Origin of the sequence: Coprococcus sp. RTP21428st1_C9_RTP21428_210409 (assembly GCF_040227395.1) — a bacterium.
Classification (GTDB): Bacteria; Bacillota; Clostridia; order Lachnospirales; family Lachnospiraceae; genus Coprococcus; species Coprococcus aceti.
This window is the reverse complement of the sequence record NZ_JBEHVV010000032.1, coordinates 1-12185: the sequence shown is the minus strand read 5'-3', so window position 1 is coordinate 12185 and position 12185 is coordinate 1. Positions and strand designations below refer to the sequence as shown.

General features: G+C 42.6%; 6 protein-coding genes, 2 pseudogenes and 1 other annotated feature. All 8 genes and pseudogenes read left to right on the top strand.

All coding sequences use genetic code 11. The features are described from left to right. A pseudogene (locus ABUA34_RS07880) lies at positions 1-1017 on the top strand (hypothetical protein); the annotation flags it as partial. Between the two features lie 137 nt (positions 1018-1154). Further along, complete coding sequence (locus ABUA34_RS07875) at positions 1155-1775, top strand: flavin reductase (RefSeq protein ID WP_022217425.1); 621 nt, start codon at positions 1155-1157, stop codon at positions 1773-1775. Positions 1776-1917: 142 nt separating this feature from the next. Beyond that, positions 1918-2811 carry a Fic family protein gene (locus ABUA34_RS07870; protein WP_349823121.1) on the top strand — a complete coding sequence of 298 codons (894 nt, stop codon included), beginning with the start codon at positions 1918-1920 and terminating at the stop codon, positions 2809-2811. Positions 2812-2827: 16 nt separating this feature from the next. Then, positions 2828-3985, top strand: a complete 1158-nt coding sequence (locus ABUA34_RS07865) for an alpha/beta hydrolase (protein WP_349823120.1) — start codon at positions 2828-2830, stop codon at positions 3983-3985. A gap of 47 nt (positions 3986-4032) precedes the next feature. After that, positions 4033-4274 (top strand) — a binding site (T-box leader). A gap of 176 nt (positions 4275-4450) precedes the next feature. Next, a complete protein-coding gene (locus ABUA34_RS07860) occupies positions 4451-5665 on the top strand; it encodes an aminotransferase class I/II-fold pyridoxal phosphate-dependent enzyme (protein ID WP_161171474.1) in 1215 nt (404 codons plus the stop codon). Positions 5666-5833: 168 nt separating this feature from the next. Next, a complete protein-coding gene (locus ABUA34_RS07855) occupies positions 5834-8599 on the top strand; it encodes an FtsX-like permease family protein (RefSeq protein ID WP_349823119.1) in 2766 nt (921 codons plus the stop codon). Positions 8600-8607: 8 nt separating this feature from the next. Continuing rightward, the gene (locus ABUA34_RS07850; RefSeq protein WP_055222400.1) at positions 8608-9276 is read left to right on the top strand and encodes an ABC transporter ATP-binding protein; all 669 of its coding nucleotides are present in this window, start codon (positions 8608-8610) and stop codon (positions 9274-9276) included. Between the two features lie 1080 nt (positions 9277-10356). Next, positions 10357-12185: pseudogene (locus tag ABUA34_RS07845) on the top strand (glycosyl hydrolase); the annotation flags it as partial.

Genomic DNA, 12185 nt, shown 5'->3' with positions numbered 1-12185 from the left:
GAGGCACACTATATACAGACTGAAAAGCCTATAGTGTATTCACCTTCAGCGTATTTCAACAAGAACCTGTACAGACATGTCCAGATGGCTTATCCGACATATATATTTGAAGGTTTCTATCTGGAGCTCAATGACGATGGCAATCCATATTACATCTGTCCGGTTCTTGAGTCGCATGCAGGACTCTTCGGTGCAAAGGATGTAAAGGGCGTGGTTATATGCGATCCGTGTACGGGCGATACAGAGTACCATGAAGTCAGTGATGTTCCACACTGGGTGGACCGTGTATATGATGGCGACCTGGTGTGCCAGAAATACGACTGGTACGGCGAGCTCTCAGGCGGCTACTGGAACAGCGTATTTGGCAATAAGGGCTGCAAGAGGACTACGGATGATTATGGTTACAAGGTTATGGACGGCGATGTGTGGGTATATACAGGTGTCACATCGGTAAATGGTGACGAGTCCAACATAGGATTTGCTCTGATGAATCTCCGGACAGGAGAGAGCAAATATTATAAGGTGGCAGGTGCAGAGGAATACTCAGCCATGTCATCGGCAGAGGGGCAGGTACAGCATCTTGGTTATAAGGCATCCTTCCCATCACTCATCAATATCAGCGGAATACCAACCTACATCATGGTCTTAAAGGACAACGGTGGCCTGGTAAAGATGTATGCGCTTGTCGATGTGGAGAAGTACAATATTGTAGCTACAGGCACTACCCAGAAGGACGCACTTGCGGCATACAACAAGCTGCTGGCAGAGAACGGACTTAAGAGTACGCAGAGCATGACGGACGATATACCAAACAGACAGATCACGGTAGCTGATATCAAATATATCAACATGGATGAGACGACATATGTGTATATCACGGATGAAAATGGCAATGTATACAAGCAGGATTTCTCAGAGAACGAGGAACTGATATTTATACAGAGCGGGGATAAAATAAAAGTATTTTATCAGGAATCAGACAACGGAATAAATGACATAATATCTGTTGAGAGATAGATTTATTCACTAAATAAAGGCTCTCCCTGTGATAAACAGGGGGAGCTTTTTGCATGATAATGTGGTATTATAGAAATATCTTATTGAGAATAAATCTATATAACTGATTAATTATGATTGACAAGGAGGTTATTATCATGGATAAAAAGGCGATCTACAGTTTATCATACGGGATTTTCATGTTGTCCACAAAGCTGGGCGACAAGGCAAATGGCTGCATCATCAACACCTGTATACAGGTGGCGAACAATCCAACGCGGGTTGCGATATCGGTTCTCAACACGAATTACACATGTGATCTGCTCAAGGAGAGTGGTGTGTTTGCCCTTAGTGTACTTGACGAGCAGTGTACATTTGACTCGATAAAGCACTTCGGTTTCCAGTCGGGAAGAGATGTGGACAAATTCGAAGGAATAAAGATGCCGGAGGATATCAACGGAATCCCATACATGGGCTGGTATGCCTGCGCGGTCATCAGTGGCAGGGTGGTTGAGCGTCATGACCTTGGAACACACACGTTGTTCATCGCGGAGGTGGTAGACGCAAAGACATTGTCAGACAAGGCGCCTCTCACATATGCTGATTATCAGGCACATGTAAAGCCAAAGGCAGACAAACCTCCTAAGACAGATAAGAAGATAGTGGGATGGCGCTGCAAGATATGTAACTATGTATATGAGGGAAGTGAGCTTCCGGCAGATTATGTATGTCCTCTGTGTGGACACGGAGCAGACGACTTTGAACCTATATATGAGTAATGTAAGATATGCCGCTATCGGCAAGAAATGAACGGTTTCAAATCTTGAAAAAGTTGATTTTTTGCCGGTAACGGCATATACTATCTATATACAAAACACTGTGCAGATGATAAAAGCCTATTGCGTAAAAGGAGGGATTTTCATGGGTTATATTTCAGTTGCAGAGACTGCAAAAAAATGGAATGTGTCAGAACGAACCGTTAGAAATTACTGCGCTCATGATAAGATTCCTGGGGCTTTTCTGACGGGAAAGACGTGGAATATACCGGATTCTGCGCAGAAACCAATGCGTCAATCTGCGGGAGAAGAGAACCGGGATCTGCTGACTGTGCTGAGAGAAGAGAAAAAAAATGGAATTAAAGGTGGCATTTATCATAAGATACAGGTGGATCTCACTTACAATTCCAATCATATAGAGGGCAGCAGGCTCAGTCATGATCAGACACGGTATATATATGAGACAAATACTATAGGCGTGAGTGATCAGGCGATAAATGTTGACGATATAGTCGAGACGACCAATCATTTCAGGTGTATAGATCTGGTGATCGATGATGCAAAGAACTTATTAAGTGAGAAAATGATAAAGGAATTGCATTTGATTCTCAAGAATGGAACTCAGGACTCACGAAAAGAATGGTTTGCGGTGGGATATTACAAGAAAGTTCCGAATGAGGTGGGCGGTCATGATACGGCTTTGCCGGAAGAAGTTCCAGAGAAAATGAAAAATCTCCTTGCAAGATACCGCAAGCTCAATGAAAAGACACTAGATGATATTCTGGATTTTCACCATGAATTTGAAAGTATTCATCCGTTTCAAGATGGCAATGGCAGGGTTGGCAGGCTGATATTGTTCAAGGAGTGTCTGAAATATGATATAATTCCATTTATCATAGATGAAGATCTCAAATGGTATTATTATAGAGGACTTTCAGAATGGAATAGAGAAAGAGGATATCTGCGGGATACCTGCCTTACTGCGCAGGATAAGTTTAAAAAGTACCTGGACTATTTCAGGATACAGCACAGAGATTAAAATAATGGAGGAAATTATGGACAGAGAAAGAATGATGAAGAACGTAGCAGAGATATTCAGCCGCGGTGCGGTGGAGAAGAATCTTCCGGCATGGGTAAATATGCGCCACGCCTGGAAAGCAAGTGATGCGGCGAGAGACAGAGGGCTTGAATATCCGGCAAATGTTGTACAGATAAAGAATCTGGATTACAAAAAGGAGCTTGATGAGGTCCGTTTCAATGAGCTGATTGAAATATGGAACAAAGGTCAGCATACAAATGACAGTGATAACAGTGTACAGTTACAGAACAAAGAGATCTTGAATGACACAGTTGATTTAACGTATGAGGCTGATGAAACTCCAAAGAGCAGATGTGAAGGATTAGAGAGAAATGTTGTAAGATTTGCCGATTCTGGGGATGCCGCAGACGTGGATTCTGCAAGCTATACATCCAACAGCTACATGGATATCTGTGTTCCTATATCATATATGTCAGATGAAAACAGAAAATATCCGGTGATAGTGAGCGTGCATGGCGGAGGCTGGTTCTATGGTGATAAGGAACTGTACAGCCACTATTGCTGTCTTCTTGCGGAGCACGGGTATGTGGTGGTGAACTTCAACTATAGATTGTCACCGCAGAACAAATATCCTGCTGCTATAGAGGATGTGGCGTATATGGTGAGATACATTCACGAAAATTCCCAGATACTTGGAATAGATATGGATAACTTCTATATGGTCGGTGATTCGGCGGGGGCACAGCTCACGGCAAATTATTGCATCATAGCATCAAACAGTGATTACAGGGAAAAGCTTGATTTCTTCACATATGATCTACTGCCTAAGAAGGTCTGCCTTAACTGTGGTGCATACAATATGGCAGAGAGAAATGACAATGTATCCGCATGGTATCTGAAAAATGCTGTGACTGAGGAACAGTACAAGCTGTTTAAGGATCAGCTTGATTATGTAAATGCTGATTTCCCGGAGGCGTATCTCATGTACAGTGTAAATGATGATCTGTCATCACATACAAAAGTGTTGGATGAGGTGCTGAACAAAGTTGGAATTGCACATATCACAAAAGCGTATGGACAGAACAATCCTGACAGTGGTCATGTATTCCATATGAATATGTACAATCCAGAGGGAATACTCTGTAACGAGGATGAGTGTGCATTTATGAAATAAAAAAACTGTTTGACAACACGACATCAGAATGCTATCCTAAAAATCAGAAAAAGGCAAAGACAGGAAGGAGTACTTAAGTCACTGTCACTTCAGAGAGTAGGCGTTTGGTGCGAGCCTATAGGACACCTTAAGGAAGCAGTCCCCGAGCTGTGACCGCGAAAGATTTCCGGGTAGTGGTCAACGGAAGGTTCCACGTTATAGGAACAACGATAGTGATGGCTGTCGGCTGAGAGCAGGAATAAGTTCCTGAATTTAGGTGGTAACACGGACAAGAAAGTTCGCCCTAAGCATATTATAAGTATGCTTAGGGCTTTTTGCGTTTTCAGGGTGACAAGCTGCTGCGATGCACGAGCTTGCTCGGGAGCATCGGCAGATGCGGAGTAATCTCGAAGAAAACGCAGGTTAAAACCAACAATCAGCAAACACAGACAACAAGGGATCAAGAGATATAAAGGAGTGTGTATCATGAGAAAATTCGAAAAATCATCAAAGCTTGACAATGTGTGTTACGACATAAGAGGTCCTGTTATGGACGAGGCAAACAGAATGGTGGCTGAAGGGGTAAATGTCCTCAAGCTGAACATAGGAAATCCTGCACCGCACGGACTTATGGCGCCTGATGAGGTGGTCAGGGATATGGCATATAATCTCAGAGATACTGAGGGATATTCAGATTCAAAGGGACTTTTTTCTGCAAGAAAGGCAATCATGCAGTACTGCCAGCTGAAGAATATTCCAAATGTAGGAATCGATGACATATACACAGGAAATGGAGTCAGCGAGCTTATTACCATGTCCATGCAGGGGCTGCTGGATTCTGGTGATGAGATACTTGTCCCAATGCCAGACTATCCATTGTGGACAGCATCTGTCAACCTGGCAGGAGGAACAGCGGTTCATTATCTCTGCGATGAGCAGTCCAACTGGTATCCGGATATAGAAGATATCAAGAAGAAGATAACCTCAAGAACAAAAGGAATCGTAGTCATCAACCCTAACAACCCTACAGGAGCTCTCTATCCAAAGGAGGTTCTTGAGCAGATAGTTCAGGTTGCAAGGGAGAATGAGCTTATCCTTTTTGCTGATGAGATATATGACAGACTTGTCATGGACGATAAGGAGCATGTAGCTCTTGCATCTCTGGCACCAGATCTTTTCACCATAAGCTTTAACGGACTGAGCAAGTCCCACCGAGTTGCAGGTTACAGAGTTGGCTGGATGTGTCTGTGTGGAAACAAGAGCAATGTGAAGGGATACATAGAGGGACTTAACCTCCTGTCATCCATGAGACTTTGCTCAAATGTTCCTGCCCAAAGTATAGTTCAGACCTGTCTTGGCGGATATCAGAGCGCAGATGAGCTGCTCCTGCCTGGAGGCAGGATCTATGATCAGAGAGAGTATATTTATAAAGCACTCTGTGATATACCGGGAATAAGTGTGGTTAAGCCGGAGGCAGCGTTCTACATATTCCCTAAACTTGACAAGGATAAGTTCAACATCACAAATGATGAACAGTTCGCTCTTGATCTTCTGAGAGATAAGCACATCCTCGTCACATGCGGAACGGGATTTAACTGGAAGGATCCGGATCACTTCAGGATAGTATATCTTCCAAATATGGAGATACTCAAGGAGGCAACCGCAAAGCTGGCTGATTTCCTGAGTTATTATCACCAGTAAAATATCAGGCACTAATATAAAATGTCAAATAACAGGAGTCTCATATGTAGGGCTCCTGTTATTTTTTTGAAGAAGATTTAAGATTCCCATATATTGCGGAATATATGTATATAAGTTTATTATAAAAGCAGGGACAACATGGGGGATAATTTAAGATAGGGGGGACATATGAAAACAAACTTATTTCTGATAACAAAATACTGGAGATATCATAAAAAGCAGTTTGCGAGCATGCTTACCTCGATAGTGATATTAACGGCTTTCCTGTTGATTGCACTTTTGATGGAGAGAACAGAATGTAGACGGCAGTATGATGACAAGCTGCGGGGAAGTAGTAAGACATTTTACCTGTATAGCAATCTTGGCAGTGATGCATATGAGGAGATGTCACAAGACAAAAGGGTCAGCATGATCGGGCGTACGGCTATATGTGGAAAGCTGGGAAATGACAAAACACAGTATACATATGGTACATATATTGACGATACGGCAGAGGAGCTTGAGTATGTAAAGCTTTCGTCGGGAAGATTCCCTGAAAAAACCGGGGAGGCAGCAGTGTACGATTATGTGTTGGAGGATATGTTTTTTACTGTTGATCCTGACTCGTATGTTGGAAAGGAAGTAACATTTGACAGTTACGATTTGGATGATACATATCTGTTGAGAACAGGTAGACATGTGGGACAGATTACGTTTACTATCACAGGTGTATTGTGTACAGACAGCAGAAGAGATCTTAAGGAGAACAGAGTAGACTGGGGATCTGACCTTTCGGAAGTACAGATGCCAACTATATATCTGTGGCGGGATGACTGTGATTTGGATGAGAATACATTCGTATATACTGCTGTCTCACTGTATGGTGATGACGAGATAACAGAGCAGTCGGAGAGCGCTATGGAAGAGTTTGCGCAGGATTATTATGACAAAACTGGAATATGGCCAAGATCCGGCCGCAGCAGATCGGCTGCAGAAGATATCTGCAACATTACCCTTGGAAACGAGAAGCTCAACAGCGAAAGTTATCTGTCGGACTCTGTCCAGGGGATACTATATTTCAGTGTCATTGCTGTGATCTTGTCGGCTATATCCCTGTTTGGCGTGATGATAACTGTTATGAGCGAGAGACAGAAATCCCTGGATATCGTGAGAGATATAGGAGCCAGCCGGATGAAAGTGGCTTGGATACATATATTGGAATGGGGAATCCTGTTGGTTTCTGGAGTGGTATGCGGCGGAGTCGTTGGAATCACTGTATATGAAGTCATACTTGAGATTCAAAGTCGTTTTCTGGGGTTGCCTAAATTGCGCGGTTATACAGTGGAGTGGTGTGTACAGCAGATTACGGAAAATCCGTTTGTAATCTCTGTTGTGTGTGCAACAGGTACATTTACCCTTGGATATTTACTTTTTTATATATATCTTCATATAAAATCAAGAAGAAGGCTTATAAGAAGAGATCGTGTGAGATCATTCGGGAGAATCAAGTCGGTGGTTTCCGGTATTCCATTTGCAAATATAATGCAGATGTTGTCTGTTGCCTTGATCCTGTTTGCGGCGGTTATGTGCTACGCATTCTGCTCTATGGACGGCAAGGGGAAAGGATATTTTCACAATGATGATCTGGACAGAGACACATATTATACATATGGACAATTGGATATGGAAACCAGTGATGTAGATATATGCCTCTATGATCAGGGGTCAGGGATTACTGGTGGAGTATTGCTTACGGATACAGGACTTACTGAGGATGGGCGCAAGAGCATTGCGGATATGAATGAAGTAAAGTCAATAGAGAGTTTCTCCACAAATGATGGCTATGATATATTTTATGATAGAAATGACGAGAACATTCCGGATGGATTGTGGCAGGCTGAGGTCCAGTTTCCGGAAGACGCAGACGAATTCTATCGTGCGGATGACAGATTTTATTTCAACGTTCCGGCGATATGGCTGGATGATAACGGAATGAGAAAGCTGGATAAATATGTAAAAGAGGGGGCAATAGGTACCCATGAAAATGGTGTGGCGTGTGTTGAATATGAATATGACGGAATGACTGCGGAGTCGCCATATAAGATAGGCGATGTAATGCATACAATGACTGTGAACGGAAAAGGTGAATACAAGGAGACTGTTGAAATCGTGGATGCGATAATCGTGATTCCAGAGACCACAAAGGAGAGCGATCCGGTATTGTACGCAGGTCTTGGCAGAGCTTCACAGTATGGATATGCAATAGTGGCCTCACAGGACACAGCAGTCAGTATTGGGATGTTTAAGACATGTTATGACGTTACATATATATCTCTAAGCAACAGGGGAGATATTGATAAAGTTGTATCCAGGTTTGCTGATATATTGGACTCTTCAATGGAACTCAGGATACGGACGATAGATGAGTGTGATAAGGAGTATCGTGAGGCATATATATCACAGTATGCGAGTACCATATGCCTGTTCTTTATTCTTCTTATCATGGCGGCATGGGGATATTGGGGACTTGTCACCATGCGTTACCAGAATGGCAGGCGGAACGTGGCGATCATGCGGGCACTTGGAATGGAGAAGCGCTCATGGAACATGACGTTTGTATGGCATAACATAAGAAATGCCCTGGTATCATGTGCTGTCGGATCCGGTATGGTGTATGGTATGAGATGGCTTTTGCGCTACAAGTACGAACAGGCGCTAAACATGTTCAACTGGCCGGAGACAGATTTATGGAATGTAGATGCAGATGTTATAAAAGAGGTAACGAGACTCCAGCATGTATTTTTATTTGACAGCGAGATATTTGTTGTCCCTGTGGGAAGAGCATTGATATTGATAGGAACATTCCTTGTTGTGATTTCGACGATTATTACGGTGCTGGTCATTCATAGGAAGAAATCGGAAGAGATAATTGATGATCTGGCTGAAAAAGAGTAAGGGGGACGATGCATATGATTCAGATAAAGGATTTAAATAAGACGTATGGTGAAGGAACAAATACTGTTCATGCACTTCGCAACTGTAACGTGGAATTTGAGTATGGAAAATTTACAGCGATTATAGGAACATCAGGCAGCGGAAAGTCAACATTGCTGCATCTGATGGGCGGACTGGACACAAAAGCAGAAGGAGAGATATTCTATGATGATGAAGATATACTCAGATATTCAGATGCACAGCTTGCAAAATTCCGCAGAAAAAATATAGGTTTCGTATTCCAGTTCTTCAATCTGGTGCCAGAGCTGACTGCAAAGGAAAATATATTCCTGCCAATGATGATAGATAAGGTTAAGGTAGATGAGGAGTACTTTGATAAGCTTACTGAAAAACTTGGAATTTCAGAGAGACTGACACATTATCCGTCACAGTTGTCCGGTGGACAGCAGCAGAGGGTTGCGATAGCCAGAGCGCTCATACACAAACCAAAAGTATTGCTTTGTGATGAACCTACCGGAAATCTGGACTCTCAATCAGGAAAAGAGGTCCTGAGACTGCTTAGAGAACTGCAGAGTGAAGATGGACAGACTATAATTATGGTTACTCACGATGGAAATATAGCAGATCAGGCCGATCGTATCGTAAGGATAGAAGATGGACAGATAAAATGTGTATAATATTCGCACAATTATATACATAAAAGACAATTTGATGATAAAACGCAACAACAATGACAATAAAATTAATAAATTGTCAAAAAATATGTTGACGATTTAGCCCTTATCATGTATAATAAAGTTACATTAAAGAACGGCCATTTGAAAAGATACAGATGGCACACCATAGATTGTCACCCGTGACACATAACATGTACGAAGTGTTCACAGAGATTGATAGAATCTCACAGACAAGGCTTTACACATGGTGCGCAGGAAACAGAGATCCGTGGTACAAGTTCACGAAAGGAGGAGGTTCCGTTGGAGACAATTGAAGAACATTTTTATCATGATGGTAACTCAGAACTGGGAAGTTGTTTCCACACGAGATGCCTTTAAGATAAATCTTGAATCAGTCCACATGTAGATGCTGTATATAGCATGATTGAAGTGCCAGGACGCAGGTATTTGATACCAGATTTGATCCATCGTGATTGTTCAAAACACAAGATATGAGTGGTGTTTCAAGGGCATCAGGTCATATCACATACCGCAAGACCAGTGCTTATAAGAGGTTGGTACATATACAAGTTCATGCAGTGCATGTTATGAGTAGATGCAATTCGTACCCTGATAGTTTATATTCCGGTAAGTTTAATCTCTAGGCACAACGAATTTTTTCATAGATATTTATAATATAGTGGAAGAATCAATGGCATGTGTGGAAGCATTCAGATATTTTGATTAGATACTTCAATATTTGAAAAATGAATAAACTAATATAAAGCCAGTTGGTATTATGCCAGCTGGCTTTTTTATGTATTAATTACAACGTGTGTTAAACCACTGATTGCCCGCTCTGCGAGCTATAACAATCCGTGCGGCAACAAGAAACTAATATTAATTGCAAATAACTTAAATTATTGACTAATATGGCGTGCAAAAGCAATAAAAAACAACTTAAATATTCGGTAATTAATGACATGTTCAACAATTAAAAAATGAGTTAATATAAGTATATGTATAAATATTAATCACGAATTAGGCTGTTCGTGGTGAGTAAAGTGGAGGAATATCACAAAAAAGAAAGGGTAAGGAAATATGGTGAGATTTAGAACAAGACTTGTTGCTGTGACATGTGCAGTTGCAATGGTTGGCTCATTCTGGGGAAGTGCAGGGGCAATAGTCTCAGCTGATGCAGCAGAGCCGTCTGCGGAAATGGCGTGGAGCATCACTACAGACAAACTGGTATTTGACACTGGCGCAGATGCCAAGTGGACAGATAAAATTTATGCCAGCAATGATGAAGGTACATACCCAGAGTTAGGCAGGATCGATGATGTGTCTGTGGGTAAAAAGGCTGTGCTCACGGCAAATGTAACACTTAATGGAGATTTTTCAGGATTGGATGGTGCGGAGGCTGCTGACGGAACGTATAATGCGATCCAGCTTTCCTGTGCAATCAAGACTGGCGATGGATGGACATACACCAAGTCTGATGATTATCCATTCCTTAAAGCGGAAAATTTTACAGATGGCAAGACACAGGTATCATTTGCATTTGATGTGGAGGATACAGGAGCTGTGTCTGAGATAATATTCCAGTACAATTCCAACTCTGCATATACTGGAACAATAGCAATATCTGATGTGGAGGTTCAGAGTGATGATTCAGGAGAGGAGCCTGATGGTGGAGAAGAGCCAGGCGGCGGATCATCAGCAACAGGAAATGTGACAGGTGTGGCAGCACCATCGATCACAGATAATACTGTATGGAGCAGTTCAGATGCAGTTCTCGCATTTGATGCTACTTCAGATAAGACATGGAAGGATAAGACTTATGCCAGCAATGACTCTGCTACATATGCTGACATGGCAAGAATAGAAGGTGCAACAGTTGGAGAGAAGGTAAAGCTTACAGCAGTTGTATCAATTGATGGAGATTTATCTGCCCTTGACGGAGCAGAGGCTTCAGATGGTACATACAATGCGATCCAGCTTGCATGCGCTATCAAGACAGGAGATAGTTGGAAGTATGCGAAGTCAGACGATTATCCATTCCTTAAGGCTGAGAACTTTACAGACGGCAAATGCAGCGTGGAATTTAACTTTAACGAAGTGGAAGCAGGCGATGTTCAGGAGATCGTATTCCAGTACAATGCAAACTCAGCATTTACAGGAAAGGTTCTCATCGGCGGCGTTGCAGTTGACAAGGTAGAGAGTGGCAAGAAGCCGACTACAACTGAGACAGAGGCTGGAAACTTCGCAGATGCAAGCCTTGTATTTGACACAGCGAGCGATGCAAAGTGGACAGACAAGGCATTTGCCAGCAATGATACAGAAAGCTATACAGATCTTCCTACAGTAGACAATGTCAAAGTTGGAGCAAAGGCAAAGCTCACAGCTACGGTTTCACTTGATGGCGATATATCAGGCCTTGACGGCGCTGAGGCATCAGACGGATCATACAATGCGATCCAGCTTGCATGTGCCATGAAGACAGGCGACAGCTGGGATTACGCCAAGTCAGGCGACTATCCGTTCATCAAGGCTGAGAACTTTGTCGATGGCAAGTGCGATATATCATTTGCATTTGATGTATCAGAGGTGGGAAATGTACAGGAGATCGTATTCCAGTACAATTCCAACTCAGCATATGCTGGCAAGATCACAATAAGCAACGTTAAGGTACTTGATGTTAAGGAGAGCAGCGGCGGACTTGAGCAGAGAGATCCTGCTGTGATCTCAGATCTCTCATCGGCTGAGGATTATGACAAGTGGAGCACAGAGGCCGGATATGCATACAAGCACGGCGATGCAGCCAACAAGGCCGGTAATGCCACACCTGACATATCATATGACAGTGCAAATGAGAGACTTAAGGTTTCTGTTGACTACTCAGCAGATTCAACTTCCTCATGGAGTGAGGC

Excerpts from the sequence above, each read along its gene's own strand:
- ABUA34_RS07860 (WP_161171474.1), top strand. The coding sequence starts at position 4,451 with ATGAGAAAATTCGAAAAATCATCAAAGCTTGACAATGTGTGTTACGAC.
- ABUA34_RS07870 (WP_349823121.1), top strand. The coding sequence starts at position 1,918 with ATGGGTTATATTTCAGTTGCAGAGACTGCAAAAAAATGGAATGTGTCA.
- ABUA34_RS07875 (WP_022217425.1), top strand. The coding sequence starts at position 1,155 with ATGGATAAAAAGGCGATCTACAGTTTATCATACGGGATTTTCATGTTG.
- ABUA34_RS07865 (WP_349823120.1), top strand. The coding sequence starts at position 2,828 with ATGGACAGAGAAAGAATGATGAAGAACGTAGCAGAGATATTCAGCCGC.
- ABUA34_RS07850 (WP_055222400.1), top strand. The coding sequence starts at position 8,608 with ATGCATATGATTCAGATAAAGGATTTAAATAAGACGTATGGTGAAGGA.
- ABUA34_RS07855 (WP_349823119.1), top strand. The coding sequence starts at position 5,834 with ATGAAAACAAACTTATTTCTGATAACAAAATACTGGAGATATCATAAA.